We start from the raw sequence: 26,673 nt of genomic DNA, 5'->3' as shown, positions 1-26,673 counted from the left end.
CTCTACCGTGCTGAAGAAGCGGGACCCCCGCCTTCGCGGGGGTGACGGCGTTTCAGCACTGAGTTCAGCTCACCGGCTTGCGCGGGGCCTTGGCCAGTGTGGTCAACACCCCGCGAAAGGTGCGCACCTCGTTGCTGTTCCATTGCGGCTTGGTCATCAGGTTGCGCAGTGTCCGGCGGCTGGTGGCGGCGCGGCTTTCGGGGAAGAAATAGTTCTTCTCCTCCAGCATGCCGCACAGCTGATCGAACATGCCGTCAAGCTCTTCCATCGGGGCGGGCGGATCGAGATCGACCTGGGGCGGCGAGGCGAGGCCCTGTCCGCCGGTCTTCGACCATTCATAGGCCACCAGGATCACCGCCTGGGCGAGGTTCAATGACCCGAATTCCGGATTGATCGGCACGGTCAGGATGTCGTGCGCGATCGCGACATCATCGGTTTCCAGTCCCGATCGCTCGGGGCCGAACAGGATCGCGCTGCGCCCTGGCGCGGCGACCATCGCGCGCGCGGCGGTCTCGGGCGTGACGACCGACTTGGTCACGCCGCGCTTGCGCACCGTGGTTGCATAGACGTGATGGCAGTCCGCAACCGCTTGCGCGACGGTCTCGAACACCTGGGCGCGTTCCAGCACCACATCTGCGCCCGAAGCTGCGGGGCCGGCGGACGGATTGGGCCAGCCATCGCGCGGCGCGACCAGGCGCATGTCGGTCAGCCCGAAATTGAGCATCGCCCGCGCCGCCTTGCCGATATTCTCGCCAAGCTGCGGACGGACCAGAATGAAGACGGGAGGAGGAACCAGCGTCTCAGGCACCGCCAACATCCTTTACCGTGCTCGCAAATTCCTCGAAATCCTTCGCCTCGCTGAAATCGCGATAGACCGATGCGAAGCGGATATAGGCGACCGAATCGAGCATGCGCAGGCCGTCCATCACCATCCCGCCAATCTCGCGCGAATGGACCTCGTTTTCGCCCGAGGTCTCGATCTGACGCTGGATGCCCGAGACGAGCTGGTCGATCCGCTCCTGGTCGATCCCGCGCTTGCGGCAGGCGACCGCGACCGATTTCTCGATCTTGGCGCGGTTGAATGGTTCGCGGCGGTTCTCGCTCTTCACCACCATGATGTCGCGCAGCTGGATCCGCTCGAACGTGGTGAAGCGTGCGCCGCAGCTTTCGCACTGGCGGCGACGGCGGATGGCCGCCCCGTCTTCGGTGGGGCGGCTATCCTTGACCTGGCTGTTTTCGTGCGCGCAAAACGGGCATCTCATCGGTGAGCGTCAGCCTTCACGGACGCAGGCGCTTGTAGAGCATGAAGCCTGCACCCGCGAGCAGGCCGACCGGCCAGCTGACGACCGGCAGCACCGCGCCTGCAACGGCACCGATTGCGCCTGCGGTCAGCACGGGCTTGGTTGAAGGGTGCGCCATGCCCTGCTTGGCCATGCCCACGATTTCCTCGCGGGCATCGGCGATCAGATCGCCCGAATTGTGCGGATCGTCAGGATTCTGCATGGCTCAAAGCTCCGGATAGATCGGGAAGCGGTCGCACAGCGCCTCGACGCGCAGGCGGACGGCGGCCTCGACTTCGGGGTCGCCATGCTCACCCTTGGCGCGCAGACCGTCGAGCACGTCGGCGATCATGTCGCCGATCTCGCGGAATTCGGCGACGCCGAAGCCGCGCGTGGTACCGGCCGGCGAACCGACGCGGATGCCGCTGGTCTTGGTCGGCGGCAGCGGGTCGAAGGGGATGCCGTTCTTGTTGCAGGTTATGCCGGCGCGCTCGAGCGCCTCGTCGGCATCCTTGCCGGTGACGCCCAGCGGACGCAGATCGATCAACGCCAGGTGCGTGTCGGTACCGCCCGCGACCAGATCCGCGCCGCGCTCCTTGAGGCGGCTGGCCAGGGCCTTGGCATTATCGATCACCGCGCGCGAATAGCTCTTGAATTCCGGCGTCAGCGCCTCACCGAACGCTACCGCCTTCGCGGCGATCACGTGCATCAGCGGGCCACCCTGCATGCCGGGGAACACGGCGGAGTTGAACTTCTTCGCCAGCGCCTCGTCATCGGTCAGGATCATGCCGCCGCGCGGGCCACGCAGCGTCTTGTGCGTGGTCGTGGTCGCGACGTGCGCATGCGGGAAGGGCGAGGGGTGGACGCCCGCTGCGACGAGACCTGCGAAATGCGCCATGTCGACATGCAGATAGGCGCCGACCTCATCGGCGATCTCGCGGAACTTGGCGAAATCGATATGGCGCGGATAGGCCGAACCGCCCGCGAAGATCAGCTTGGGCTTGTGTTCGAGCGCCAGGCGGCGGACCTCGTCATAATCGATCAGGTGCGTATCGGGGGTAACGCCATACTGGATCGCGTTGAACCACTTGCCCGACATCGCGGCGCGTGCGCCGTGCGTGAGGTGACCGCCCGCATCGAGCGACATGCCAAGGATCGTTTCGCCCGGCTTGATCAGCGCGAGCAGCACCGCGCCATTCGCCTGCGCGCCCGAATGCGGCTGCACATTGGCGAAACCGACGCCGAACAGCTTGCATGCGCGCTCGATCGCCAGCGCTTCGACCTCGTCCGAGGGGGCGCAGCCCTGATAATAGCGCTTGCCGGGATAGCCTTCGGCATATTTGTTGGTGAAGACCGAACCCTGCGCCTCGAGCACCGCTTTCGACACGATGTTTTCCGAAGCGATCAGCTCGATCTGCTTCTTTTCGCGGCGGACTTCCTTGGCAATCGCGGCCGCGACGGCGGGATCAGTCACGGCCAGACCTTCGCTGAAAAAGCCGGAAGAGCGGATTTCATTGATCGCGGTATTGGTCGACATGTCAGGCTCCATCGGGGAGGGTGAACGGGGTTGTATCAGGCGGGGGTCAGCTTGGCCACGCGGCGTTCGTGCCGTCCGCCCTCGAACGGAGTCGAAAGGAAGGCCACGAGGCAATCCTTGGCGGCATCGATGCCGATCAGCCGTGCGCCCATGGCGATGACATTGGCGTTATTGTGCTGACGCGAAAGCCGCGCCGACAGGTTGTCCGAGACGAGCGCGCAGCGGCAGGCCGGGTTGCGGTTGACCGCGATCGAAATGCCGATGCCCGATCCGCACAGCGCGACGCCGAATTCTGCCGCGCCGCTGGCGACATGCGCGGCGAGCTTGAAGCCATAATCGGGATAATCGACGCTATCGGTGCTGTCCGGGCCCAGATCGGTCACATCGTGTCCCTGCTCGCGCAACCATTGCGCAAGCTCGGCCTTGAGCGCGACGGCGGCATGGTCCGATGCCAGGGCGATGGTGACGGGCGTAGCGGTCATCGGGCGGTGCGATCCAGTAAAGCCAGGGTGCGGGCCGAATCCCGCCTCGCGCGCTATCTAGGCGAGCGAGGCCCATGATGCCACCAGTGATTGTGGGTGGGTGGCAGTTTTGTGACTCGAGACGTTGCGATCACGAGACGCCTCCCCCTCGATGGGAGAGGCAGCGAGACTTGGCGACGAAGGAGCCTAGTCGCAGCGGTGAGGGTGATCGGGCGGCTGGGCGCACCAGGGCCATCGCTGCGCAACCCGGCAGCAACACCCCCGCCCAACCCTCCCCCATCGAGGGGGAGGGCTTTCGAGCACTGTCCTCAAAACAGCCCCGGCACCTCGCGCTGTGCCGGGCTGGGCGCATCCGGCACCAGCAGCTCGCGGTCGCTGGCGATCAGGCCGCGCTGCGACTGGCCGGCGATATTGCCCGATGGGCCGCTGAGCGAGATCGCGGTGCAGCTGCGTCCGGCGAGGAAATCGAGCGCGCCACGGATCGAGGCTTCCTGCGGATCGCCCAGCGGCCGAGTGAGGTCATCCGCCGCCTGGCAGGTCACGTCGAGCGTGCTCGCGAGGCCGTTGAAATACTCGCCCTGGTTGCGACTATTGACCGAACTGAACGCGACGACGCGCACCCGGTCGTCGCAGGCGCTGCGGTCGAGCGCGATCTGGCCCACCGGCTTGCCGAAGGTGTTCGCGCCAATCAGCGCCAGGTTGCGGCCGAGATAGGGGGCCATCGAGTTGATCACCAGTTCGCTCGCCGATGCGGTGGCGCCGGTGCCGATGAACGCGATCTTCACCGGGCTCACCGACTCCGCGCGCGGGGCAAAGAGGCGATTCTCGTTGCGCGCAGATTTCGACGCGCGGAAGCGCACGCCCGAAAAGAGATCGTTGCTGCTGCGGTTGCCGCCGAGCAGATCGCCCATCAATTCTGCGGTCGAAACCAGCCCGCCGCCATTATAGCGGAAATCGATGATGAACTCGGTGATCCCCGCTGCACGAAAGCTGGCAAAGGCTTCGCGGAGCGGCGTATCGGCGGACGAGATGAAGGTGCGCAGGTTGATATAGCCGATCTGGCGACTGCCATCCTGGATGATCCGCGAACCATAGCGGCTGGAAACGGCGGGGAGATCGAACACCGCCTTGGTCACGCTGACCTCGCGCGATGTGCTGCCGCGCGTAACCCTGAGCACGCGGGAGAGCCCCGCCGTGTTCGGCCCCAGCGCATTGGTGATTCCGGCAGAACCTTCTGCCGCGATGATGTCGCTGACGCTGCGCAGGCTCGCGCTGCTGGTGCCGATGGCGGTGATCTCGTCGCCGCGGTCGATCCCGGCGGCGAGGCCCGGCGCGCCTTCGAAGGCCTCGCTGACGAACACCCGGCGCGCCGGTGAATCGATCGACAGCCGTATGCCGATTCCGGCGCTCTCGCCGCTCGCGAAGAACGCATTTTCCTCGGCAATCGAGGTGATGAAGGTGAAGAACCGGTCCTTGCCCTGCGACCGCGCGGTCGCGGTGAGCGCATCGATATAGCCCTGGACGGTGGTGAAGCTCGCCGGATTGGCGCTGGTCACCAGCAGTTCGGGGAAGAGATACCATTCGTCGAGCACGTCGCGGGCAAAGGCCTGGCGGTTGGCGAGCGAGCAGGTGGGGCTGGGCGTCGGGCCGGGCGTTGGCGCTGGTGCGCTCGCGATCGGGGTCGGCGTGGGGGTGGACGATCCTCCGCCTCCGCCACAGCCGGTCAGGAGCAGAGCAGAACTGGCCAGCAGGCCGACAAGATGACGCATGAAGCCTTGAAATCCGGAGCTGTCTAACGGACCCGCACCATAAGCTGGGCGGTGGTTTCAAGCGACAGATTTTTGCGAGCTTCGCGCCCGAAGCGCGACGTTCTCGCTCCGGATGCGCACGAACAGGATTCCGGCGTTGAGGATCGTCCACAGCATGGCAATGCGATAATGACCGAAGATCAGAGGGATGGTGAGGATTTCCAGCGTCACCACCCAGTAATTGGGATGGCGAACCAGCCGGTAGGGACCACCGCTGATCCGCGGAAAATCCGGCGAGGAGATGATCCGCGTCGTCCAGTACGGCCCTAGCGTCGCCAGCACCCATAGCCTTGCGGCCTGCAGCAGCGCGAAGACGATCAGCAGCGGCCAGAGCATCGCCGCATCTGACGCGGTGCTGAACCAGAGCGCAGCCAGAAACCCGGCATGGATTGCCACCATAAGCGGATAATGATCGCGGCCATGTTCTACCGCGCCGCGTGCGAGCAGTGCTCTGGTGTTCTTCTGCGCATAGACCAGTTCAAGCAGCCGCTGCGCCGTGAGGAACGCCAGCACCGCCCAGGCGGCGGGCCAGCCGGGCGACCAGACGAACGGCGCAAGGGCAGGGCTTGCCATCATCGGTGCACGATGCCCATCGCGCCGGTAAAGCCGGGGCCAAGCGCGGTCATCAGCAGCGGGCCGGATTGCCCACGTGCCAGGATGCGCTTCAGCACGAAATGCACGGTGGGCGACGACATGTTGCCATGATGGGCCAGCACCGCGCGGGTTTCGGCCAGGCCAGCGGGCAGGTGCGCAAAGCACTGTTCGAGCGCATCGATGACCTTGCGCCCGCCGGGATGGCACGCGGGTTCGGTGAGCGCCGCCTTGTCCAACCCCTCGCGCGCCAGAAAGCCGTCGACCACCGGCGCGAAATGGCTGTGCACAAAGCTCGGCAGGTCGCGCGAGAGGATGAGGCCCAGGCCGAGCTCGTCGACGTCCCAGCCCATCATCGCCCGGCTATCCGGCCAGGTATGCTGCGCGAACCGCCCGAGCGCCGGGCCATCCCCCTCAGCCGAGAGTACTACCGCGCTCGCCCCGTCGGCGAACAGCGTGGAGGCGATGATCGCCTTCTTGGTGAGATCGCCGAAGCGGAAGGCGAGCGAGCACAGCTCGACCGTCAGCAGCAGCACGCGGCGCGCAGGATCGGCGCGGACCAGATCGCCCGCCACCTGCAGACCCAGCACCCCGCCCGCACAGCCATAGCCGAACAGCGGCACGGTCAGCGCATCGGCGCGAAAGCCCATGGGCGCAAGCATCTGGCTGGCAATCGAGGGCGTCGCGATGCCGGTGGAAGAGACGCAGACGATGACGTCGATATGTCCCGGCTCCAGCCCCGCCTCGGCCAGCGCTTCCTTCGCGGCCTGCTCGAGCAGGCGCTGTCCCTCGGCGAGATACACCATGTTGCGCTCGGGGAAATCGGCGCGGCCCAGATAGAATTCGGGCGGCTGCGCGATCGCGCGGCTTTCCACCCCGGTGCTGTCATATATGGCGGCGATTCGCGGGCTCAGCCCCTTGTCGGTCGCCTGGGCGACGAAATCGCGCACTTCTGGCTGGCTGATCCGAGTTTGCGGAAGAGCGGTGGCAATGGACTGGATGCGCGCGAGCATTGGCACAGAGTGGTCATAGCGCGCGGCGCTTGGCAAGCGATTCCCACGAGCCGGTGAATCGCGCTTGGCAGGGCGGGCCCAAATCTGCTTAAGCGGCCCACAAGTTAATGTTGCGCGGGACTCACCGCCTGCTGCCCTTGCGGCCAGGCCCGGCCCTGTCCACATCCGCCGCATCCGTTCGAGAAAGCCAGACCATGACCGAAACGATCAAGACCCGCATGCTGATCCTGGGCTCCGGCCCTGCCGGCCTCTCCGCCGCCATTTATGGCGCACGTGCCGGGCTCAAGCCCATCGTGGTGCAGGGGCTGCAGCCGGGCGGTCAGCTCACCATCACCACCGATGTCGAGAACTATCCCGGCTTTCGCGACGTGATCCAGGGCCCCTGGCTGATGCAGGAAATGCAGGCCCAGGCCGAGCATGTCGGCACGCAGATGATCTATGACACCATCGTCTCCGTCGACCTGTCGCGCCGCCCATTCCGCCTGACCGGCGATGGCGGCCAGGTGTACGAGGCGGAAACGCTGGTGATCGCCACCGGCGCGCAGGCCAAGTGGCTTGGTGTTCCCGGCGAGCAGGAACTGGGCGGCAAGGGCGTGTCCGCCTGCGCGACCTGCGACGGCTTCTTCTATCGCGGCAAGAAGGTTGCGGTGATCGGCGGGGGCAACACCGCGGTCGAAGAGGCGCTCTATCTCACCAACCATTCGGACAATGTCACGCTGATCCACCGCCGCGATTCGCTGCGCGCGGAGAAGATCCTGCAGGAGCGGTTGTTCGCCAATCCCAAGATCACGGTGCTGTGGAACAAGGGCGTCGAGCGCTTCGTCGGAGGCGGCGAGCCGCATGGCCTGGTCGGCATTGACCTCAAGGACACGGTGACCGGCGAGCGTTCTCATCTGGCAGTGGACGGCGGCTTTGTCGCCATCGGCCACGCGCCCGCGACAGAATTGTTCAAGGGCCATCTGCCGCTCGACCGTGATGGCTATATCGAGGTCAAGCCTGGCACGCCCTATACCAGCATTCCCGGCGTGTTCGCGTGTGGCGACGTGATGGACAAGGTCTATCGCCAGGCGGTGACGGCAGCGGGCACCGGCTGCATGGCCGCGCTCGACGTCGAACGGTTCCTGGCCGAGGCGGATTTCGAGGCGATCGCGGCGGAGTGATCGCGATTTTGACTGGGGATTGCACTGTCCGTCGGCCTGGCCAGGCTGTCCGGTACCGGAAAAGGCCGAAGCGTAAGCCTCTACTCGGCGTCTTGACGGCGCTTTGACAGAAGACGGACCGAACGGCCATGCGCAGATCTCTTCTTTCGGTCGCGCTGTTGGCTGCGATCGGCATGCTTCTCCTCGTCTTGTGGCGAAACGCCGGGAGTGATGTCGACAGCCTCGAGGACATTATGCATCGGCATGGCCTGACGGCAGCCGAAATTGCCTATGGCCATTCCGGGGAGCAGCCCAGGGTCCGCACTGTTAATGCCAAGGTTGATATGGTCAGGCCATTGTACAGCCTTGCGAAGCCCATCACCGCCGCTGCTGCGCTGCGCGTTCTCGATCTCGACCAGAAGATCGAAGGCGCGACGGTTCGGCAGTTGCTTCAGCATCGTGGCGGTTGGGACAGAGCCGTGGCAGGCGATCCGGTGACACGCCTGACGAGCGGCAACGATTGTACCATGCTTGCCGTTCCGGAAAAGCAGTTCAGACCCGGCGCGCGCTATGCCTATTCGAACCTTGGCTATTGCCTGGTTGGCCGGGCCATCGCCGAGAAAACCGGCAAGAGTTTTCGCGACAGCGTAGCGGACCTCTTTCCCGAAACGAAAGACATGGATTTCGATCCCGCATTGGGGCCGGCTGGAGACTGGTCCGGCACCGCCCGGCAATATTACCGCTTTGCCTCCCGACCATTGCCGCAAGGGACGGGGCGTCATGCGCTGAGCCGCCCGAACGACATACCTTATGGATTGGGATGGGCGATTGGACCGGATTTCGCGACTCATTTCGGCGCCTTACGGTCAGGTTTCTCGATCGTGGTCAAGCAGGGCGATTTTGTCGCGGTGGGCGTGTTCGATGGTCGGCCGAAAAATGATATCGCCGCGTCGCGAGAGATTAGGGCGGCGCTGCTCCGCTGGAATGCCGAAAAATGACCTGAGGTTTGCGGCACAGCGCTCACTGCGCTGTGCTGGCAATAATCTATTGTAACGCCGCCAAAATCCGCTCCCTGAGCCACGCCTTGTCACTCGCACTCGCGAAGCTGTGCGAGCCGCTGTCGAGGCGGTGGAGCGACAATTGCGGGTTGGCGCGGGCGGGAGCGAAGGCGTCGCTCGTCCAGTGTTCGAGAAACCACATAGCTGTGCGGTCGTGTTCGGCGACGAGCAGGGTGGCGGGGCGGTCGAGCGTGGCAAGGGCCTCGCCGAGGCGCGCGACGAGGCCAGTGACTTCGGTCTTCGCCGCCGCTTGCCTGAGCCCACGCAAAAGCTTGCCGATATTCACTCCGCCGCTCGCCAGCCGCCACAGTTCGCGCGGGTCCTTGAGCTTGGCGAGATAGCGGCTGCGGATCGCACTCGCGGTCATCGTGCTCGCGGATTGTGCCTCGTCGGCGCCGTCGTCTTCGGTCTCGATCGTCCACATATTGGCGAGGATCAGCGCATCCACGCCCGCCGCCGGGCCGAACAGCGCGAGCGCACTCGCCGCGTCGCAATTGCCGAATGCCACCAGCCGGGTGAGCTGCGGGGCGTGCGCCCGGGAGGCAGCAGCGGCGGCGGCGATGTCGTCGGCGCTCGATTCGAAACCGGCGTTGTCGCCCGTGCTGTCGCCGATGCCGCGCCGGTCATAGCGCAGCACCGGATGCCCGGCCGCGGCGATCTCGGCAGCGAGCGCGGCCATGCCGGCATGCGCGCCCGAGCGGATCTCGTTGCCGCCGCTGACGATCAGCAGCCCGGTGGTGCCGGTGGCGCTGTCGAGCGTCGCGGCCAGCGTCTCGTCTGCGCATGCGAAGGTGAAATGCTGCCTCATCCGCGCATCCAGGCGGCAAGGTCGGCGGCGATCGATGCAGCCATCGCGGGATCGTGCGCGGGCTCGGCGCGCAGCCAGAGCGGCGCGCCTGCAATCCGCGCCTCGGCCTCGAGCGGATCGTCGGCAAAGCGCGCGAGCCGCACAGCGCTGCCCTCGGACGGCGCGGCGGCGTCGAGTTCACGGATCATGCAGGGGGAAAGGCTGTTGCCCGCCAGCTCGATCCCCTGCGTGCGGGCCAGCTCCATCAGCGCATCGCTGCTGCTGGCGATCCCCGCCTCGCGATCGGAGGCGATCTTCGTCCGCAGCATCGTGCGGAGCAGCTGCCCGCCCTTGGCCGGAGCGAGCCGCCAGCGCGGCAAATCGCCGAGCGCGCCGTCGAGAAGCGTACCGCCGCGGATCGCCGCGACATGGCTCACCGGCCCCAGCTGCTCGGTGCAGGCGATCAGCGACGCCTGCCACAGGCTGATGCCGGCACGGTCGAGCGGGACGAGGCTTTCGTTGCAGCCGGGCAGATCGGGCATCAGGCTGGCAATGCCGTGTCCGGAGAGCGCGCGCGCGGTCTCCACCATCAGGTGGCGCACCCGGTTCGCCTCATCGAACAGCGGCGGCAGGATCAGCAGCGCCGGGCCGTCATCCGGCCCATGGCGAAGGCACAGTTCGTCGTTGCCGTCGAACCGATAGGCGCGGATCACGCGGCGGCCTTGGCCCGCGCGAAATCGACGAGATTGCCGAAATTCTCGAATAGCTCGCCATCGACCTCGTCATCCTCGATCAGGATGCCCAGGCGATCCTCCATCTCGGTGAGCAGGCCAGCCACCGCCATCGAATCGAGCTCGGGCAGCGCGCCGAACAGCTCGGTATCGCGGTCGAAGCCGGCGACCTGCGCTTCGGACAGGCCCAGAATGTCGCGCAGCACCTGGCGCACCACGGTTTCGATCGCGTCGCTCGCTCCGCTGGTCTCGATCTCGCTCACATATCCCTCGCTGGCTTGTCGCCCTGTGCAGTCCTCCCCCCGGACTGCGTGCTGGCGGCCTTAGTCCTTACCAAAACGGGCGGCAAGCCCTGCGACGCGGCTCCGGGCCATATAGGGCCAGGCCTTGGGCGACCTGGGCCAGATCAGCTCCAGCCGATAGCGCGGGCGCATTTCCTCCATCCAGTCGCGCTTGTAGGCGTCGCGGCCCGTGCCGAAATCGACCAGATCGACCTGATCGGTATCGATGACATGCGCGAACAAGGCGTGCGTCAGCAGCGTGCCGGGCGAAGCCTGGATGTGGCGCTCGTCATGTGCCAGCTTGTGGATATAGGCGGTGCCGTTCTCCACCGTCCAGAATTGTGCGGCGACCGCCTGGCCGTCGATGCTCGCCATGCCCATGCGCAGCCGCCCGGCTTCGGATTCGCGCTCGGCCAGCCAGCGCAGGAATTCGGGATTGCCCTCTTCGGGCTTCCAGCTGCGCGCATAGATGGTTTCGTAATCGGCCCAGTCCTGCGCGTCGAAGCGATGCTCGACACGGAGCGAAACCACGCCCTTGCTGCCCTTGCGCTTGACGGTGGAGCGCAGCTGGCCGGGGCGGTCCTGCCAGTATTCGGCAAAGCTGCGGCCCTTCAGGTGCAGCACATGGTTCTCGTCGCACGGTTCGCGGCGGACGACCCAGCCGGTCGCAGCAAAGGTCTCCTCGATCAGCGTTGCAGAGCCGCATTCGTCGGGCACGGGCGAAAGGATCAGCCGATGCGTCGTCTTGCTCAGCTTCTGCGCGACGGACAGCATCAGTGCGCGCCGACGCTGCGCATCGGGCGTGCCCCCGAAAACCGGGCGCCAGATGAAGCTGTACCAGTTGGCCATCGAGCCAAGGCCCGATCGGCCGTTGTCGATCAGGTGCAGTTTGACCGCATCGCCACGGTCGGCGGCATAGGCGATGTGCGGCGCGTGATCGGCGAGGCAGTGGCGGTGCAGCCCGTCGAACCAGAGCGCGCGATCGAACAGCCCGACCCGGCCGGGATTGTCGAGCGCAGAAAGCCGGTGCGCGCCCGCAGCCTTCCGGTTATCATGATATTCATCATTCAACGTCATGAACCCCATGATGCCGCGTCTTCCTTATGAGCCAAACCGTTCGTGATGTCTCTCGATCCCACTCCGCAGCCGCTCGATCATCTGGTGTTGAGGGGCGAGGGCCCCGCAAGCGCGCTGATATTGCGTGAAGGCTCTCTTAGCTACGACACGTTAAACTTGCGTATCGGTTTGCTTGCGGCCTGGTTAACCACGATGGGGCTGGAACATGGCGACCGGGTGGCGACCTGGCTTCCGAAGAACGAGACCACCTGCCTGATGCCGCTCGCTGCCGCAAGGGCAGGGCTGGTGCATGTGCCGATCAACCCGGTGCTCAAGCGCGCGCAGGTGGCGCATATCCTGGCCGATAGCGGCGCGAAGCTGCTCATCGCCAACCGCACCCGGCTGACGACGCTGCTGGCCGAGGATGTTCCCTCCGCGTGCCGCTCGCTCGAAGATGACGAGACGATGGCCGCGTGGAAGGCAGGCGAGGCGAGCCTTGGCGCTTCCTCGCATGATCCCGATGATCTGGCGGCGATACTTTACACGTCGGGTTCGACCGGCAAGCCCAAGGGGGTGATGCTGAGCCATGCCAATATGTGGCTCGGCGCGATCAGCGTGGCGGACTATCTGGGGCTGGAGAGCGACGACAGGACGCTGTGCGTGCTCCCCTTGAGCTTCGATTATGGGCAGAACCAGCTGCTTTCGACCTGGGCCGCCGGGGGCTGTGCCATACCGCTCGATTATCTGATGCCGCGCGATGTGGTGAAATCCTGCATGCGGCACGGCATCACCACGCTGGCTGCGGTCCCGCCGCTGTGGACGCAGCTGGTCGAGATCGAGTGGCCCGCAGAGGCGACCGCGAGCATGCGGCGGCTGACCAACAGCGGGGGCGCGCTCAGCCCCGCCCTGGTCAAGCAGCTGCGCGGCATCTTCCCCGAGACGCGCATCTTCGCGATGTATGGCCTGACCGAAGCGTTCCGCTCGACCTATCTCGACCCCGATCTGATCGACGGCAACCCGACCAGCATCGGCAAGGCGATCCCCTTTGCCGAGATCCTCGTCGTCAACGACGCCGGCGAGGATGCAGCAGCAGGCGAGGAGGGCGAGCTGGTCCATGCAGGTCCCTTGGTCGCGCAAGGCTATTGGCAGGATGCCGAGCGCACGGCAGAGCGCTACAAGCCGGCCCCTGCCTTCTCGACCTATGGCGGCATGGCGGTCTGGTCGGGCGACCGGGTGCGGCGTGACGCGCAGGGGCTGCTCTATTTCGTCGGGCGGCGCGATGCGATGATCAAGTCCTCGGGCAACCGCATCAGCCCGGCCGAGATCGAGGACGCGGCGACCTCGACGGGCCTCGCAGCAGAAGCGGTGGCGCTCGGTATTCCCGACTCGCAGCTGGGCCAGGCTATCCTGCTGCTCGTACGCCCCGCGGCCGTGCCGCAGCCCGATCAGCTGATCGACGATCTGCAGATCGCGATGAAGCGAGATCTGCCCGCGTTCATGCTGCCGAAGGTAGTCGAATTGCGCGACGAATTTCCCAAGAATCCCAATGGCAAGATCGACCGCGCGCTGCTGGTCGCCGAGATCGAGGAACATTACAAATGAAGCCTTTGGGGCCGATACCCGCCGGATTTTCGAGCATCGGTGGCGAGCTGGCGGTGCAGGGGATCAAGGCGAGCGCCTTGGTGGACATGGCCGGGGACAGCCCTTGCTTCGTCTATTCGTCGGACATGCTGCGCGCCCGTGTCGCGTCGCTGCGCGCCGCCATGCCCGATCGGCTGGCGATCCATTATGCGATGAAGGCCAATCCCTTCGCGCCGGTGCTGCAACTGATGGCTTCGCTGGTCGACGGCATCGACATCGCCTCGGCGGGTGAACTGGCGCTGGCCCAGGCGGCGGGCATGGATGCCGCGCGCATCAGCTTTGCCGGACCGGGCAAGCGCGACCGCGATCTCGAAGCCGCGATTGCCGCAGGCGTCACACTCAATCTCGAATCTGAAGGTGAATGCGAGCGCGCGCTGGCGATCGGCCAGCGCATCGGCGTGCAGCCGCGTCTGGCCGTCAGGGTCAATCCCGATTTCGACCTGCGCGGATCGGGCATGCGCATGGGCGGCGGAGCTAAGCCTTTCGGCATCGACCAGGCACGCGTGCCCGCGCTGGTGCGCCATATCCTGGCAGAGGGCGCGCACTGGCGCGGTTTCCACATCTTCGCCGGATCGCAGGCGCTCGATGCCGATGCGATCATCGAGACGCAGGGCAAGACGCTCGACCTTGCCGCGCAGCTCGCCGACGAGGCAGGCGCGATCCCCGAACATGTCAATCTGGGCGGCGGCATGGGCATTCCCTATTTCCCGGGCGACACGCCGGTGGATATTGCCAAGGTGGGCGCGGCGCTCGGCGAGCGGTTCGCGGCGCTGCCCGATGCTCTCCAGCACACGCATTTCGCGATGGAACTGGGCCGTTGGCTGGTGGGCGAGGCGGGCGTGTATCTGACCCGCATCGTTGACCGCAAGACCAGCCATGGCGAGCTGTACCTGGTCACCGATGGCGGGCTGCACCACCAACTCGCCGCGAGCGGCAATTTCGGCACCGTCGTGCGGCGCAACTATCCGGTCGCGATTGCCAGCCGCTTCGATGCGCAGCCGGCGGAAGAGGCCAATGTCGTCGGCTGCCTGTGCACCCCGCTCGACCGGCTGGCTGACAAGGCGCATCTGCCCGCGGCTGAGGTCGGCGATCTGGTAGCGGTCTTCTGCGCCGGGGCCTATGGCGCCACCGCCAGCCCGGCCGATTTCCTCGGCCATGGCAAGGCGGCGGAAATCCTAGTCTAGTTCAGGCAAGCGCGCGCGCGGCGGCGGCGTTGCGCTGGATCGCGGCGGTGTCGATCGGACCTGCCGGGATCATCCAGCTGCCGCCGACGCACAGCACCGGATCGATCGCCAGCCAGTTGCCCGCGGTCTCCAGCGTCACCCCGCCGGTGGGGCAGAACCTGCACTGGCCGAACGGCGCGGCGAGCGACTTGAGCGCCGGAATGCCGCCTGCCGCCATCGCCGGGAAGAACTTGAAATGCGTGAGCCCCATGTCGAGCCCGCGCATGATGTCGCCGGCATTGGCGATGCCGGGCAGGAAGGGAATGCCGCTTTCGATCGCCGCCTTGCCCAGGTTCTCGGTAAGGCCAGGCGAAACGATGAATTCCGAACCTGCGTTGAGCGCCGCGTCGAGCGTCTTCGGATCGATCACGGTACCCGCGCCGACGATCGCGCCTTCGACCTGCTTCATCGCGGCGATCGCTTCGAGCGCGGCGGGGGTGCGCAGTGTGACTTCGAGCACCTTCAGACCGCCCGCGACCAGTGCCTCGGCCATCGGCACCGCATCGGCGACATCGTTGATGACGATCACCGGGATGACCGGTGCGGTCAGCATGATGGTTTCGATCGCGGGTGCAGTCATGCGGCATTCTCCTGGGCAAAGGCGGCGGCGGCCCCGAACAGGCCGGGCTGGGGATGATCGATCAGCTTGACGGGGATCGTCTCCATCAGCTGCTGGAACCGGCCCTTGGCGACGAAGCGCTCCTCGAACCCGGACTGCGGCAGACGGTCGGCGATCCGCTGACCAAGGCCGCCCGCGATTACCACCGCGCCCGCGCCCTGTGCCAGCGCAAAATCGCCTGCGGCTGCACCCAGGCTGAGGCAGAACCGATCGAACGCGGCGGCGGCCAAGCTGTCCTCGCCCGACAGCGCAAGCTGCCACAGTGCCTTGTCCTCCATGCTGACGACCGCGCGGCCTTCGATGCTGGCCAGCGTCTCGTAGATCGCGGCGAGACCGGGGCCCGAGCAGACGCGCTCGACCGAGACGCGGCGGTGCTGGCGGCGCAGCCGGGCGAGAATGGCGTCCTCGATCGAATCGAGCGGCGAATAGTCGACATGGCCGCCCTCGGTCTCGACCGCGCGATAGCCATCGGGACTGCGCACGACATAGGCGACGCCGAGGCCGGTGCCGGGGCCGATCACGGTGATCACGCCCTTTTCGGGCAGATCGCCCCCGGGGCCGCACAGGTGCGAATAATGGTCCGCCCCGCAATGCTGCACCGCATGCGCGACCGCGCCGAAATCGTTGATCAGGATATAGTCGTCGACATTCAGCTTCTCGCGCACCAGCGCGGGGCGGATGACCCAGGGGTTGTTGGTCATCTTGAGCACTTCGCCGCGGATCGGCGTGGCGAGCGCGATGGCGGCGGCGCGGGGCAGGGGCTCGCCGATCGTCTGGCCGAAGGCCTCCCAGGCGGTCTGGAGGCTCGCATATTCGGCGCATTTGAGCGTGACCGGCTCGCCCAGATGGGTGACGCGGCCCTGCTCGATGGTCGCGAGCGCAAAGCGCGCATGGGTGCCGCCAATGTCTGCGGTTACGATCTGCATGTTCAACCCTTTGATTGCGTTTCGCTCAGCACTTTCGTCACCCCCGCGAAGGCGGGGGTCCCGCTTCTGCACCGGCGGTTCGAAACAAGCGGGATTCCCGCGTTCGCGGGAATGACGGGGAGGGGATGGAGATCACAACCCCGCCATTGCCAGCATCGCGCTCGCGCCCGCTTCCGCATTGTCGCTTGATGCGCGCATCAGGGCGAACAGCTCGCGGCCGGTGCCCATCGGCTGGGCGGGCTGGCTCGCGGTCGGGCGGGCTTCCCAGTCCGCGCCGTCCACCGCGACGCTGATCGTGCCTGCGACCGCATCGAGCCGCACGATATCGCCATCGCGGATGCGCGCCAGCGGGCCGCCGTCGCACGCCTCGGGCCACAGATGGATCGCCGCGGGCACCTTGCCCGATGCGCCGGACATGCGGCCATCGGTGACCAGAGACACCTTGAACCCGCGATCCTGCAGCACGCCGAGCGACGGCGTCAGCTTGTGCAATTCGGGCATGCCATTGGCGCGCGGTCCCTGGAAGCGAACCACCACGACGACATCGCGATCGAGCTCGCCCGCCTTGAACGCGGCGATCACCGCATCCTGATCGTCGAACACGCGCGCGGGCGCCTCGATGATCCAGCGCGCCGGATCGACCGCGCTGGTCTTGACGATGCCGCGCCCCAGATTGCCCTCGACCAGCCGCATCCCGCCGTCGGGCTGGAAGGCCTGGGCGACCGGACGCAGCATGGCCTCGTCGCGCGTCACCTCGGGCGAGGGGACGAAGCTCAGCGCGCCCGCCTCGTCGAGCACCGGTTCCACCGCATAATCGAGCAGCGACTGGCCCGACACGGTCAGGATATCGGTGTGCAGCAGGCCCGCGCCCGCGAGTTCGCGGATGACGAAACCGATGCCACCGGCGGCATGGAAATGGTTCACGTCGCCCGATCCGTTGGGATAGACGCGCGCGAGCAGCGGGATGATCGCGGACAGCTCGCTCAGGTCCTGCCAGTCGATATGGATCCCCGCCGCGCGCGCCATAGCGGGCAGGTGGATCGCGTGGTTGGTCGATCCGCCGGTGGCGAGCAGGCCGATGCAGGCGTTGATGATCGCCTTTTCGTCGACGCAATGGCCGAACGGGCGGTAATCCTCGCCATCCCAGCCGATCTGGGTCACGCGGTGCGTCGCCGCGCGCGTGAGTTCCTGGCGCAGCTTGGTGCCGGGGTTGATGAAGGCGGAGGCGGGAACGTGCAGCCCCATCATCTCCATCATCATCTGGTTCGAATTGGCGGTCCCATAGAAGGTGCAGGTGCCCGCGCCGTGATAGCTCGCGGCTTCGGCCTCGAGCAGCTCCTCGCGGCCGACCTTGCCCTCGGCATAGAGCTGGCGGACGCGCTGCTTCTCCTTGTTGGCCAGGCCCGACGGCATCGGGCCTGCGGGCACGAAGATGGTCGGGATATGGCCGAAGCGCGCGGCGGCGATGAACTGGCCGGGGACGATCTTGTCGCAGATGCCCAGCACCAGCGCGCCTTCGAACATGCCATGGCTCATCGCGACGGCGCTGGAAAGCGCGATGGTATCGCGGCTGAACAGCGAGAGTTCCATGCCGAGCTGGCCCTGCGTCACGCCGTCGCACATCGCGGGCACGCCGCCTGCGACCTGCGCGGTCGCGCCGACCTCGCGCGCGAAGATCTTGATCTGCTCGGGGTAGCGGCCATAGGGCTGATGCGCCGAGAGCATGTCGTTATACGCAGTGACGATGCCGATGTTCATCGCCTTGCCCGAGCGGATCACGGCCTTGTCCTCGCCCGATGCGGCAAAGCCATGCGCCAGGTTCCCGCAGGACAGGGTGGGGCGATGCACGCCCTTGTCGCGTTCGCGCGCAATGAAATCGAGATAGGCCTGGCGGCCGGGACGCGAGCGTTCGATGATCCGCTCGGTGATCCGTTCGAGCTCGGGGTGAAGGCTGGTCATGTTTCGCTCCAGAAGATGGTGACCGGTGCCTGCGCGGCCTTGAGCAGCCGCGCGATCGGCAGGTCGTTGGCCCCCCCAAGGGCGTCGTCGAGAACCTTGCGCTTGTCCGCGCCCTTCAGCACCAACATGATATGGCGCGCGCGCACCAGCGCCGACAGGGTCAGCGACAGCCGGTCGAACGGCGCTTCGGGCGGCAGCGGATCGGGGGTCAGCCGCACCACCTCCAGCGCGCCATCGGCATGCGGATCGGTATTGGGGAAGAGCGAGGCGATATGCCCGTCCGCGCCCATGCCCAGCCAGACGAGATCGAAGGGCGGCGGGGTCACGCCTGCCTCCAGCGGCACCAAGGCCGCGCCGGTCGCGGCGAGCGAGCGTTCGAGCAGGCCGAAATTGCTCGCTGCGTGATCGGTTGGCACGCAGCGGTCGTCGGTCAGCCAGACCGCGACATCGACCCAGCCGATATCCTCGCGCTCGGCCAAAGCGGCGAGGATTGGCCCCGGCGTGCTGCCGCCGGGCACCGCGATCGCGCGTGGCTTGCCGCCGGCGAGCATTCCGGCGATGAAATCGGCGATCGCCTCGATCGAGGCATCGGGCGCGAAATGCGCGCTGGCGGCGGCGGCCAGGTCAGTCATTCCAGCTCACCCCGTCGCGTTCGGTCAGCGCGATCGCGGCGCTCGGCCCCCAGCTGCCCGATCCATAGGATTTGGGCTCGATCGCATTGTCGGCCCAGGTCTTGCGGATCGCATCGATCCAGCGCCACTGCGCCTCGACCTCGTCGCGGCGGACGAACAGCGTGGGCTCGCCATCGATGAGGTCGAGCAGCAGCCGCTCGTACGCAATGCGACGCTGCGCCTTGGAGAATGCTGCGGTGAGCGACAGGTCGAGCGGCACCTCGCGCAGGATCAGCCCGCCGCGGTCGAGGCCCGGCTCCTTGGCCATCACCAGCAGGCGGACATATTCCTCGGGCTGCAGGCGGATGACGAGGCGATTGGCCGAAAGCCGGCCGCCGCGCTGCGCGAAGATATTGTGCGGCACCTGCTTGAACTGGATGACGATCTCGCTGCGGCGTTCAGCGAGGCGCTTGCCGGTGCGGAGGTAAAAGGGCACGCCCTGCCAGCGCCAGTTGTCGACATGCGCCTTGATTGCGACAAAGGTCTCGGTGTCCGATGCCTTACCGAGATCGTCGGCGTAGCTGTTCACCGAATTTCCGCCGACCGCACCTGCGCCGTACTGGCCGCGCACCACCTCATTGGGCGAGACCGGGCGCAGCGAGCGCAGCACCTTGACCTTCTCGTCGCGGATCGAGGTCGCGTCGAACTCGGCCGGGGGCTCCATTGCGGTTAGCGCGACCAGCTGCAGGATATGGTTCTGCACCATGTCACGCAGCGCGCCGGTATCGTCGTAAAAGCCATGGCGGCCTTCGAGGCCCACGGTCTCGGACACGGTGATCTGGATATGCTCGATGCCGTTGGCGTTCCACAACGGCTCGAACATCATGTTGGCAAAGCGCAGCGCCATCAGGTTCTGCACGGTTTCCTTGCCGAGATAATGGTCAATGCGGAAGGTGCGGTCCTCGGGGAAGGCGTGCGCCACGGCATCGTTGATCGCGCAGGACGAGGCGAGGTCGTTGCCCAGCGGCTTTTCGAGCCCGATGCGCACCATCTCGCCCGCGAGGCCAGCGGACTTGAGGCCCTGGATGGTCGGGGTGAACAGGAAGGGCGCGGTCGACAGGAAGATCGACATGCCGCCCGAGATGTCACCGAGCCGTTCGGCCAGCGCGGCAAAGCCCTCGATCTTCGACGCGTCGAGAGGTTGATAGCTCAACTGCTTGAGGAAGCTCGCGATTTTCTCATCGTCCTTGCGCGCTTCGGGCAGGAACTGCGCCAGTGCCTCGCCCGCCATCGCGCGGAAGGCCTCGTCGTCGAGCTCGCTGCGCGCGGTGCCCATAATGCGCAGATCGGCGGCGATCAGCCCATCGCAATGCAGCGCGTAGAGCGAGGGCAGCAGCATGCGCTTGGACAGATCCCCCGTCGCGCCAAAGAGAAGGAGCGTCCGGGATTGCGCATTCGCCATGTTTGAATCCTATCCTTTTTCGTGACCGCAGCCGCAGCGGGTCATCTGTTAGGGTCGGGTCGCGCCGGTGTCCACCGGTCAAACCCGATGTATAGCTATGCATTGTTTTGCAATCGATTGCAATCACCCTCGCCGTGTCATGAAACGGTCATTTGCCGCTAGGGAACACGACTTTTGTTGCGTGTCAGCCGAGCGCGCGCTCGAGCGCGGCGGCAAGCCGCAAGCCGGCGCGCATCACCTGGGTACGCACCACCGGGATCAGTGCCTCGATATCGGCATCGCTGTGCCGCGCCCGCTCGTCCTTGCCCAATGCAGGGCCGCAAGCGGGGCCATGCTGAGCGGTGGGATAGGCGACATCGCGCGACAGCTCCCAGGCCTGTTGCGCCCAGGCTTCGACGGTGCCGCCGGTGACCGCGGCGCGCTCTTCGGCCGAATAGGCGCGCACCAGCGGCAGGCCTTGCGTGATGGCGCGCTCGGCGATCGGGCCGTCCCACAGCCGGTGCAAGTTCATGCGCCCCTCGACAATGCCATAGGCTGCGCTCACACGGTTGCCGCCCAGGTCGCCGCGATCGCCCGCGTGCATCGGCTGGTGCATGTCGCCGACCGTGTGGAGCAGGAAGGCGAGCGCCTCGAGCCGGACATGCGTCGGCAGCTTGCGGTCTGCCAGCAGCGCCTCGTTGCGCGTGACCTGCGCCGGCACGCAGCTGCCGTTAGGACAATTGGCCCTGATGTCGAACGGCTTGCAGATGTCGATATTCACATAGTGCCAGGGGGCCGTATAGCCCCAGCGCAGGTCATCGCGGCGGATGCAATCGGCCCATACGCTGGCGTCCTCGATCGTCCTCAGCGGACATTCGGGGGTCGCCAACTGCTTTTCCTGCGCGAGCAGCGCGCGGATCCGCGCGCGCACCTTCGGCGAGACATTGGCCTCGGCAATCTGCGCAATCACCCGGTGCCCGTAATCGCCCCAGGCCAGCGCGGGGCGCGCAGCGAATGCCGTCACCGCGAGCGCGGCGACCATCGCCAATCGAACCAAAAGTGTCATCTCAATTCCTTGCGGATCACCAGCTTGAGCCCCGACCAGGTCGCATCGACCGCGCAGACCTTCACGTCGACCAGCCCCATCGGCAGGGCCACACTGCGGATAACGTCCTCGGTAATGTCGGTATCCAGTTTTGCTGCCTTTTTCGGCCAGCTGACCCAGATCATGCCGTCGCGGTCCATGCTGGCCATCAGCCGGGCGAGTTCGCGCTCGAGCACCGCGCGTTCGGTGGTAAACAGATGCGCCGCGCCAAAGCCTTTTGCGGGGTCACCCACGATTTCGAGCGCTTCTACCTCGGCAGCGATCTCGGCCCGGACGGTATCGGGAATGCCATCGAACCAAACGCGCATTCCGGGTTTGAAGCCCAGCTTGCGGGCGAGGGGGGTACCGGAATAGCCTGTGGTCATTGGCACTACCCCCTTGCTCAGGTTGCGTTTGACTTGATCCATAGCGCGTACGTCCCTCGACTTCGCTCGGGACAAACGGAATTGGAGGGCATCGCCTTGATTTCTCACGGCAACCAAGAAACGAAATTGCTCAACGCAGGGAAGTCGCTTTCCATTCCCCGTTTGTCCCGAGCGAAGTCGAGGGACGTTGAACGACCTCAGCCTTCCATCCACTCCCGGAAGAAGGCGAGATTGCGCTCACGGAGTTCGGTCACCGTAACGCTGGCCCCAGACGCAAACGCCACGGCATCCCCACCCGTCGTACCGATGACCTGCGCGCGCACGCCGCCAGCCTCGGCCGCCGCGATCACCGCAGGGCTATCGCTCGTCGTCACGACATAGCGTGCCTGGCCTTCGCCGAACCAGAAGCCCGCATCGCCCTCGGCAGAGAGTTCCGCGCCGATGCCCGATGCGAGCGCCATCTCGGCGACCGCGACCGCCAGGCCGCCGTCGGAAATGTCGTGCACCGCGCTCACCTTGCCCCCGGCGATCAGCGACGCGATGACGCCGCCCGATTCCAGCTCGCCCTTGAGGTCCACCTGCGGCGGTGCGCCCTCGCGGCGGCCGTGCAGCACGTCGAGCCAGAGCGACTGGCCGAGTTCGCAGGTCCCGTTGCCGCCAATCACGACGATGGTCTCGCCCGCCGCCTTGAACGCCAGCGTCATCATCCGGCCCAGATCCTCGATCAGGCCGATCGCGCCGATGGCGGGCGTTGGCAGGATCGCGCGGGCGACGCCATCGGGGCCGGTGGTCTCGTTGTACAGGCTCACATTGCCGCTGACGATCGGCATGTCGAGCGCCTTGCACGCCTTGCCCATGCCCTCGATACAGCCGACGAACTGGCCCATGATCTCGGGCCGCTCCGGATTGCCGAAGTTCATGCAATCGGTGGTCGCCAGCGGGCGCGCGCCGGTGCTGACCAGATTGCGATAGCACTCGGCGATCGCCTGCTTGCCGCCTTCGAACGGGTCGGCAAAGCAATAGCGCGGGGTGCAATCGGTGGTGACGGCAAGGCCGCGATTGGTGCCATGGATGCGGATGACACCCGCATCGCCGCCGGGAATCTGCACCGTGTCGGCCATCACCATGTGATCATATTGCTGCCAGATCCAGCTGCGGCTGGCGAGCGCGGGCGAGGCCATCAGTGCGGTCAGGTCTGCGGCCAGATCGCTGCTGTCCGGAACGGCGTTCAGCGGCGCAGGCGGCGGGGTGGTGACATAGGGCCGGTTATAGCTCGGCGCATCGTCGGCCAGCGGCGCGAGCGGAATGTCGCACACCGTCTCGCCCTTGTGCTTGAGCACCATATGGCCGGTCTCGGTGACATGGCCGATGACCGCGAAATCGAGCTCCCACTTGCGAAAAATCGCCTCGGCGAAATCCTCGCGGCCGGGCTTCAGCACCATCAGCATGCGCTCCTGGCTTTCCGACAGCATCATTTCGTAGGCAGTCATGCCCATTTCGCGCTGCGGTACATTGTCGAGGATGAGCTCGATGCCGACACCGCCCTTGCTCGCCATCTCCACGCTGGAGGAGGTGAGGCCGGCGGCGCCCATGTCCTGGATCGCGACGATCGCATCCGATGCCATCAGCTCGAGGCAGGCCTCGATCAGCAGCTTTTCGGTGAACGGATCGCCGACCTGCACGGTCGGGCGCTTTTCCTCGCTGTCCTCGCCGAATTCGGCCGAGGCCATGGTCGCGCCGTGGATGCCGTCGCGTCCGGTCTTCGAACCGACATAGACGATCGAGTTGCCGGGGCCCGAGGCGGCGGAATAGAAGATCTTGTCCTGTTCGGCGATGCCCACCGCCATCGCGTTGACCAGAATGTTGCCGTCATAGGCCGGGTCGAAATTGGTCTCGCCGCCCACCGTCGGCACGCCGACGCAATTGCCGTAGCCGCCGATGCCGGCGACCACGCCCTGCACCAGGTGCTTCATCTTGGGATGATCGGGGCGGCCGAAGCGCAGCGCGTTCATCAGCGCGACGGGGCGAGCCCCCATGGTGAACACGTCGCGCAGAATGCCGCCGACCCCGGTCGCCGCGCCCTGATAGGGCTCGATATAGCTCGGGTGGTTGTGGCTCTCCATCTTGAAGATGGCGGCGAGCGGCTTGCCGTCGGGGCCGGGGCCGATATCGACCACGCCCGCATTCTCGCCGGGGCCGCAGATGACCTGCGGGCCGGTGGTGGGCAGGGTCTTCAAGTGCACGCGCGAGCTCTTGTAGCTGCAATGCTCGGACCACATGACCGAGAAGATGCCCAGCTCCACCAGATTGGGCTCGCGCCCCAGCGCGGCCAGGATGCGCTGATATTCGTCCGGCTTCAGGCCATGTTCGGCCACGATTTCCGGGGTGATGGTGCCTGCGGGCGGTGCAAGAGTGTCGCTCATGGCCCCGCGCTTTACGCGCTGGTGCGCGCATTAGGAAGGGGGAGAATGCGCGGAAAATTCATGCCTCTCCCTAGCGGAAACGGCGGGCCCGCAATGTCCTGCGGACCCGCGGGTCAAGTATCAGCGATCGCTGACGATTTCGGTCTGGGCGATCGGCGTGACATCGCTGCGCCGGAAGCTGACCGGGCTGTTGCCCACGGTGCCGGTGATGCGCTTGTCCGACACGCGCAGATTGAAGCGCTTGCCCGAGCGGGTCTCGGTGCCGTCGATGATCTTGGTGTCGCCCACCATCTTGACCGTGTAGACATAACGCGAGCCGTCATGTTCGAACGTGACCTGTTCGGGCTGAGCGGTCTGGGCAGCTGCGGGCATCGCCAGCAGGGTGAGCGGAAGAGCGGCAAGGCTGAGCTTATTCATGATGGGGGTCCCTGTTCTGTTGAATTGAACTGCCGTCATCATCCTCTGTTATTGTGCGATGCAGCATGTCGAAGCGGCTTGAATCTGGCAAATGCAATTAATGTCTTCGCAGTTGCAGCACAGGCAACCGCGCTGGTTCGGCACAGGCTGCGCTGCGCAACCGCCTTGACCGAGCGAAGGCCAGCGGTCAAAGCTGTGCGCATGAGTGAAGCCCAAGCCATAGCTGCCGATCTGTCGTTCGAAGATGCCCTGAAGGAGCTGGAGGTCATCGTCCGCCAGCTGGAATCGGGAGACGTGCCGCTCGATGCCTCGATCAGCCTGTACGAGCGCGGCGATCTTTTGCGCGGCCATTGCCAGAAGCGGCTCGATGCGGCGCAGGCGCGAATCGAGAAGATTCGGGTCGGTGCCGATGGCCAGGCGGCGGGCACCACGCCGTTCGATGCAGGCTGACGGCTGCACGATGCGCGCATTCAATCAAACCGGCGGGCAGACCGGGGCAGGGGAGCAACAGACATGACCACCGCCATCAGCGAAACCGCGCTGGCCGAGGCCTTTCGCCAGATTTCCGCCGATGTGGATGGCTGTTTCGATGCGCTGCTGGCGGTGCCGGACGATCCGCGCGCGGTACTCTATCAGGCCATGCGCCATGCCGCGATCGGCGGCGGCAAGCGGGTGCGTCCGCTGCTGCTCACCGCGACGGCCGCGATGTTCAACGTCGATCGGGGGCTGGCTGTGCGCGTGGCCTGCGCGGTCGAGGCGATCCATGTCTATTCGCTGATCCATGACGACATGCCCTGCATGGACAATGACGACATGCGCCGCGGCAAGCCCACGGTGCACAAGGCGTTCAACGATGCGGTCGCGGTGCTGGCAGGCGATTCGCTGCATGCGCTGGCGTTCGAGATCCTCGCCGGGCCGCAATCGCATCCCGATCCGTTCATCCGCTCCGAGCTGATCTACACATTGGCAGAGGCGAGCGGCCCCAATGGCATGGCGGGCGGCCAGATGATGGACCTGGAAGCGGAAAAGGCGAAGTTCGACCTGCCGACGGTCACCAAGCTGCAGCGGCTCAAGACCGGCGCGCTGATCGCCGCCTCGGTGGAAATGGGCGCGATCCTGGGCAATGTGCCCGTCGAGGGGCGCAATCCCTTGCGCGCCTATGCCCGCGATATCGGCCTTGCCTTCCAGATTGCCGACGACATCATGGACGAGACGGGCGACGAGGCCAAGGCTGGCAAGGCGCTGCACAAGGACGCGGCGGCGGGCAAGGAGACCTTCCTGTCGCTGCTGGGGCTGGAGCGCGCGCGCGAGCAGGCGTTCTTCCTCGTCGATCAGGCGGTCGGTCACCTCGCCAGTTACGGGCGCGAGGCGGACACGCTGCGCGCGCTGGCGCGCTACATTGTCGAACGCGACAACTGACCGCAAAAGCGGCATCGCAAAGGGGAAGAAGATCATGCGGATTGGCGTTTACCCGGGGACGTTCGATCCCATCACGCTGGGTCATATGGACATCATCCAGCGCGGGGCGCAGCTGGTCGACCACCTGATCGTCGGCGTCACCACCAATATCGCCAAGAGCCCGATGTTCTCCGACGAGGAGCGCATGGAGATGGTGCGGCGCGAGGTCGCGCAGATTCCGGGCGCGAATATCAGCGTGGTCGGGTTCAGCTCGCTGCTGATGGACTTTGCCGAGGCGCAGGGCGCATCGGTGGTCATCCGCGGCATTCGCGGGGTCACCGATTTCGAATATGAGTATCAGCTCACGGGCATGAACCGCCAGCTCAACGACCGGATCGAGACCGTCTTCCTGATGGCGGACGTCGCGCTGCAGCCGATCGCATCGCGGCTGGTCAAGGAAATTGCGCTCTATGGCGGCGCCATCCACCGTTTCGTGACCGATGCGGTGCGGATCGATGTCGAGAAACGGGTGCGCGAAACCGGCCTCAAGGGGTGATCCTGCGCACACCACGCGCTGCCCAAGTTCATTCATGACAGGCTCAGATGCTTTGGCTATAGCCGTGCCCGAAATGGGGCAGGCTTTACCACGCCGCCCCGGATGAATGGAACAGGAATGCCCGGTTATATGCCCAATATCTTGAAATCGCTTGCTGCCCTGTCGTTCATCCCGATGCTGCTCGCCCCCATCGCTGCCCAGGCGCAGGATTCCGCGCCGACCGAAC

General features: G+C 65.9%; 28 protein-coding genes. 7 read left to right on the top strand and 21 right to left on the bottom strand.

Annotated elements, in window-relative coordinates; genetic code table 11:
• Positions 1-64: 64 nt before the first annotated feature.
• The 8 genes from FG486_RS03545 to FG486_RS03510 form a co-directional block, all read right to left on the bottom strand.
• Positions 65-808: an RNA methyltransferase gene (locus FG486_RS03545; protein ID WP_422125042.1), complete on the bottom strand. Its 744-nt coding sequence runs from the start codon at positions 806-808 to the stop codon at positions 65-67.
• Positions 801-1,262: a transcriptional regulator NrdR gene (gene nrdR / locus FG486_RS03540; protein WP_060977532.1), complete on the bottom strand. Its 462-nt coding sequence runs from the start codon at positions 1,260-1,262 to the stop codon at positions 801-803. The genes FG486_RS03545 and nrdR overlap by 8 nt, the downstream gene beginning before the upstream one ends.
• A gap of 16 nt (positions 1,263-1,278) precedes the next feature.
• On the bottom strand, positions 1,279-1,503 hold the full coding sequence (locus FG486_RS03535; protein ID WP_023837946.1) for a hypothetical protein: 225 nt from the start codon (positions 1,501-1,503) through the stop codon (positions 1,279-1,281).
• A 3-nt stretch (positions 1,504-1,506) separates the two neighbouring features.
• A complete protein-coding gene (glyA, locus tag FG486_RS03530) occupies positions 1,507-2,817 on the bottom strand; it encodes a serine hydroxymethyltransferase (protein WP_066285099.1) in 1,311 nt (436 codons plus the stop codon).
• Positions 2,818-2,852: 35 nt separating this feature from the next.
• The gene (gene rpiB, locus FG486_RS03525; protein ID WP_181266462.1) at positions 2,853-3,299 is read right to left on the bottom strand and encodes a ribose 5-phosphate isomerase B; all 447 of its coding nucleotides are present in this window, start codon (positions 3,297-3,299) and stop codon (positions 2,853-2,855) included.
• Between the two features lie 308 nt (positions 3,300-3,607).
• On the bottom strand, positions 3,608-5,068 hold the full coding sequence (locus FG486_RS03520; protein ID WP_181266461.1) for a S41 family peptidase: 1,461 nt from the start codon (positions 5,066-5,068) through the stop codon (positions 3,608-3,610).
• Between the two features lie 57 nt (positions 5,069-5,125).
• Positions 5,126-5,683: an isoprenylcysteine carboxyl methyltransferase family protein gene (locus FG486_RS03515; RefSeq protein ID WP_181266460.1), complete on the bottom strand. Its 558-nt coding sequence runs from the start codon at positions 5,681-5,683 to the stop codon at positions 5,126-5,128.
• Entirely contained in the window at positions 5,680-6,711 is a 1,032-nt protein-coding gene (locus FG486_RS03510) for a type III polyketide synthase (protein WP_181266859.1), read from the bottom strand. Before FG486_RS03510 ends, FG486_RS03515 begins: the two co-directional genes overlap by 4 nt.
• Positions 6,712-6,905: 194 nt before the next feature.
• Between FG486_RS03510 and trxB the strand changes: the two genes are divergently transcribed.
• Both trxB and FG486_RS03500 read left to right on the top strand, forming a co-directional pair.
• The gene (trxB, locus tag FG486_RS03505; RefSeq protein ID WP_066274110.1) at positions 6,906-7,871 is read left to right on the top strand and encodes a thioredoxin-disulfide reductase; all 966 of its coding nucleotides are present in this window, start codon (positions 6,906-6,908) and stop codon (positions 7,869-7,871) included.
• A gap of 128 nt (positions 7,872-7,999) precedes the next feature.
• Positions 8,000-8,848 (top strand): serine hydrolase domain-containing protein, encoded by an 849-nt coding sequence (locus FG486_RS03500; RefSeq protein WP_181266459.1) that lies wholly within the window; start codon positions 8,000-8,002, stop codon positions 8,846-8,848.
• Between the two features lie 46 nt (positions 8,849-8,894).
• Here the strand turns inward: FG486_RS03500 and FG486_RS03495 are convergent, their stop codons facing one another.
• From FG486_RS03495 to FG486_RS03480, 4 genes are read right to left on the bottom strand one after another with little or no spacing between them, the layout of a single operon-like run.
• Positions 8,895-9,716: a hydrolase 1, exosortase A system-associated gene (locus FG486_RS03495; protein ID WP_181266458.1), complete on the bottom strand. Its 822-nt coding sequence runs from the start codon at positions 9,714-9,716 to the stop codon at positions 8,895-8,897.
• Positions 9,713-10,408 (bottom strand): alpha/beta hydrolase family protein, encoded by a 696-nt coding sequence (locus tag FG486_RS03490; RefSeq protein ID WP_181266457.1) that lies wholly within the window; start codon positions 10,406-10,408, stop codon positions 9,713-9,715. The genes FG486_RS03495 and FG486_RS03490 overlap by 4 nt, the downstream gene beginning before the upstream one ends.
• Positions 10,405-10,689, bottom strand: a complete 285-nt coding sequence (locus FG486_RS03485; protein ID WP_023837935.1) for an acyl carrier protein — start codon at positions 10,687-10,689, stop codon at positions 10,405-10,407. The genes FG486_RS03490 and FG486_RS03485 overlap by 4 nt, the downstream gene beginning before the upstream one ends.
• Before the next feature lie 60 nt (positions 10,690-10,749).
• Entirely contained in the window at positions 10,750-11,784 is a 1,035-nt protein-coding gene (locus FG486_RS03480; protein ID WP_181266456.1) for a GNAT family N-acetyltransferase, read from the bottom strand.
• A gap of 45 nt (positions 11,785-11,829) precedes the next feature.
• Between FG486_RS03480 and FG486_RS03475 the strand changes: the two genes are divergently transcribed.
• On the top strand, positions 11,830-13,365 hold the full coding sequence (locus FG486_RS03475; RefSeq protein WP_181266455.1) for an acyl-CoA ligase (AMP-forming), exosortase A system-associated: 1,536 nt from the start codon (positions 11,830-11,832) through the stop codon (positions 13,363-13,365).
• Positions 13,362-14,588: a pyridoxal-dependent decarboxylase, exosortase A system-associated gene (locus FG486_RS03470; RefSeq protein WP_181266454.1), complete on the top strand. Its 1,227-nt coding sequence runs from the start codon at positions 13,362-13,364 to the stop codon at positions 14,586-14,588. The genes FG486_RS03475 and FG486_RS03470 overlap by 4 nt, the downstream gene beginning before the upstream one ends.
• Position 14,589: 1 nt before the next feature.
• Here the strand turns inward: FG486_RS03470 and eda are convergent, their stop codons facing one another.
• The 9 genes from eda to FG486_RS03425 all read right to left on the bottom strand — a co-directional run bounded on the left by eda (position 14,590) and on the right by FG486_RS03425 (position 24,493).
• Positions 14,590-15,207 carry a bifunctional 4-hydroxy-2-oxoglutarate aldolase/2-dehydro-3-deoxy-phosphogluconate aldolase gene (gene eda / locus FG486_RS03465; RefSeq protein WP_181266453.1) on the bottom strand — a complete coding sequence of 206 codons (618 nt, stop codon included), beginning with the start codon at positions 15,205-15,207 and terminating at the stop codon, positions 14,590-14,592.
• Positions 15,204-16,172: a glucokinase gene (gene glk, locus FG486_RS03460; RefSeq protein WP_066281956.1), complete on the bottom strand. Its 969-nt coding sequence runs from the start codon at positions 16,170-16,172 to the stop codon at positions 15,204-15,206. Before glk ends, eda begins: the two co-directional genes overlap by 4 nt.
• 132 nt (positions 16,173-16,304) lie before the next feature.
• On the bottom strand, positions 16,305-18,131 hold the full coding sequence (gene edd, locus FG486_RS03455) for a phosphogluconate dehydratase (protein WP_181266452.1): 1,827 nt from the start codon (positions 18,129-18,131) through the stop codon (positions 16,305-16,307).
• On the bottom strand, positions 18,128-18,763 hold the full coding sequence (locus FG486_RS03450) for a 6-phosphogluconolactonase (RefSeq protein ID WP_181266451.1): 636 nt from the start codon (positions 18,761-18,763) through the stop codon (positions 18,128-18,130). Before FG486_RS03450 ends, edd begins: the two co-directional genes overlap by 4 nt.
• Positions 18,756-20,204, bottom strand: a complete 1,449-nt coding sequence (zwf, locus tag FG486_RS03445) for a glucose-6-phosphate dehydrogenase (protein WP_066281962.1) — start codon at positions 20,202-20,204, stop codon at positions 18,756-18,758. Before zwf ends, FG486_RS03450 begins: the two co-directional genes overlap by 8 nt.
• Before the next feature lie 184 nt (positions 20,205-20,388).
• Positions 20,389-21,249: a S1/P1 nuclease gene (locus FG486_RS03440; protein ID WP_181266450.1), complete on the bottom strand. Its 861-nt coding sequence runs from the start codon at positions 21,247-21,249 to the stop codon at positions 20,389-20,391.
• Positions 21,246-21,653 carry a DUF3052 family protein gene (locus FG486_RS03435; protein ID WP_181266449.1) on the bottom strand — a complete coding sequence of 136 codons (408 nt, stop codon included), beginning with the start codon at positions 21,651-21,653 and terminating at the stop codon, positions 21,246-21,248. The genes FG486_RS03440 and FG486_RS03435 overlap by 4 nt, the downstream gene beginning before the upstream one ends.
• A 197-nt stretch (positions 21,654-21,850) precedes the next feature.
• Positions 21,851-24,076 carry a phosphoribosylformylglycinamidine synthase subunit PurL gene (purL, locus tag FG486_RS03430; protein WP_181266448.1) on the bottom strand — a complete coding sequence of 742 codons (2,226 nt, stop codon included), beginning with the start codon at positions 24,074-24,076 and terminating at the stop codon, positions 21,851-21,853.
• A 120-nt stretch (positions 24,077-24,196) separates the two neighbouring features.
• Positions 24,197-24,493 (bottom strand): hypothetical protein, encoded by a 297-nt coding sequence (locus tag FG486_RS03425; RefSeq protein WP_181266447.1) that lies wholly within the window; start codon positions 24,491-24,493, stop codon positions 24,197-24,199.
• A 201-nt stretch (positions 24,494-24,694) separates the two neighbouring features.
• On the opposite strand from FG486_RS03425, the gene FG486_RS03420 reads away from it, so the two are divergent.
• From FG486_RS03420 to coaD, 3 genes are all read left to right on the top strand, one after another.
• Positions 24,695-24,943 carry an exodeoxyribonuclease VII small subunit gene (locus FG486_RS03420; RefSeq protein ID WP_066281972.1) on the top strand — a complete coding sequence of 83 codons (249 nt, stop codon included), beginning with the start codon at positions 24,695-24,697 and terminating at the stop codon, positions 24,941-24,943.
• Between the two features lie 63 nt (positions 24,944-25,006).
• Positions 25,007-25,912, top strand: a complete 906-nt coding sequence (locus tag FG486_RS03415; protein WP_181266446.1) for a polyprenyl synthetase family protein — start codon at positions 25,007-25,009, stop codon at positions 25,910-25,912.
• Between the two features lie 34 nt (positions 25,913-25,946).
• Positions 25,947-26,447 (top strand): pantetheine-phosphate adenylyltransferase, encoded by a 501-nt coding sequence (gene coaD / locus FG486_RS03410; protein WP_060979926.1) that lies wholly within the window; start codon positions 25,947-25,949, stop codon positions 26,445-26,447.
• Positions 26,448-26,673 lie beyond the last annotated feature (226 nt).

The sequence above is a fragment of the Blastomonas ursincola genome (genome assembly GCF_013607875.1).
GTDB lineage: Bacteria > Pseudomonadota > Alphaproteobacteria > Sphingomonadales > Sphingomonadaceae > Blastomonas > Blastomonas ursincola.
This window is presented reverse-complemented; position numbering and strand designations above follow the sequence as displayed.

Coding starts and splice junctions, on each gene's coding strand:
- FG486_RS03520 (WP_181266461.1), bottom strand. CDS start 5,068: ATGCGTCATCTTGTCGGCCTGCTGGCCAGTTCTGCTCTGCTCCTGACC.
- FG486_RS03435 (WP_181266449.1), bottom strand. CDS start 21,653: ATGACCACAGGCTATTCCGGTACCCCCCTCGCCCGCAAGCTGGGCTTC.
- nrdR (WP_060977532.1), bottom strand. CDS start 1,262: ATGAGATGCCCGTTTTGCGCGCACGAAAACAGCCAGGTCAAGGATAGC.
- purL (WP_181266448.1), bottom strand. CDS start 24,076: ATGAGCGACACTCTTGCACCGCCCGCAGGCACCATCACCCCGGAAATC.
- FG486_RS03475 (WP_181266455.1), top strand. CDS start 11,830: ATGTCTCTCGATCCCACTCCGCAGCCGCTCGATCATCTGGTGTTGAGG.
- FG486_RS03470 (WP_181266454.1), top strand. CDS start 13,362: ATGAAGCCTTTGGGGCCGATACCCGCCGGATTTTCGAGCATCGGTGGC.
- FG486_RS03425 (WP_181266447.1), bottom strand. CDS start 24,493: ATGAATAAGCTCAGCCTTGCCGCTCTTCCGCTCACCCTGCTGGCGATG.
- edd (WP_181266452.1), bottom strand. CDS start 18,131: ATGACCAGCCTTCACCCCGAGCTCGAACGGATCACCGAGCGGATCATC.
- FG486_RS03415 (WP_181266446.1), top strand. CDS start 25,007: ATGACCACCGCCATCAGCGAAACCGCGCTGGCCGAGGCCTTTCGCCAG.
- FG486_RS03440 (WP_181266450.1), bottom strand. CDS start 21,249: ATGACACTTTTGGTTCGATTGGCGATGGTCGCCGCGCTCGCGGTGACG.
- FG486_RS03420 (WP_066281972.1), top strand. CDS start 24,695: ATGAGTGAAGCCCAAGCCATAGCTGCCGATCTGTCGTTCGAAGATGCC.
- glyA (WP_066285099.1), bottom strand. CDS start 2,817: ATGTCGACCAATACCGCGATCAATGAAATCCGCTCTTCCGGCTTTTTC.
- coaD (WP_060979926.1), top strand. CDS start 25,947: ATGCGGATTGGCGTTTACCCGGGGACGTTCGATCCCATCACGCTGGGT.
- FG486_RS03450 (WP_181266451.1), bottom strand. CDS start 18,763: ATGACTGACCTGGCCGCCGCCGCCAGCGCGCATTTCGCGCCCGATGCC.
- FG486_RS03510 (WP_181266859.1), bottom strand. CDS start 6,711: ATGCTCGCGCGCATCCAGTCCATTGCCACCGCTCTTCCGCAAACTCGG.
- FG486_RS03480 (WP_181266456.1), bottom strand. CDS start 11,784: ATGACGTTGAATGATGAATATCATGATAACCGGAAGGCTGCGGGCGCG.
- FG486_RS03535 (WP_023837946.1), bottom strand. CDS start 1,503: ATGCAGAATCCTGACGATCCGCACAATTCGGGCGATCTGATCGCCGAT.
- FG486_RS03500 (WP_181266459.1), top strand. CDS start 8,000: ATGCGCAGATCTCTTCTTTCGGTCGCGCTGTTGGCTGCGATCGGCATG.
- glk (WP_066281956.1), bottom strand. CDS start 16,172: ATGCAGATCGTAACCGCAGACATTGGCGGCACCCATGCGCGCTTTGCG.
- rpiB (WP_181266462.1), bottom strand. CDS start 3,299: ATGACCGCTACGCCCGTCACCATCGCCCTGGCATCGGACCATGCCGCC.
- eda (WP_181266453.1), bottom strand. CDS start 15,207: ATGACTGCACCCGCGATCGAAACCATCATGCTGACCGCACCGGTCATC.
- FG486_RS03515 (WP_181266460.1), bottom strand. CDS start 5,683: ATGATGGCAAGCCCTGCCCTTGCGCCGTTCGTCTGGTCGCCCGGCTGG.
- FG486_RS03495 (WP_181266458.1), bottom strand. CDS start 9,716: ATGAGGCAGCATTTCACCTTCGCATGCGCAGACGAGACGCTGGCCGCG.
- trxB (WP_066274110.1), top strand. CDS start 6,906: ATGACCGAAACGATCAAGACCCGCATGCTGATCCTGGGCTCCGGCCCT.
- zwf (WP_066281962.1), bottom strand. CDS start 20,204: ATGGCGAATGCGCAATCCCGGACGCTCCTTCTCTTTGGCGCGACGGGG.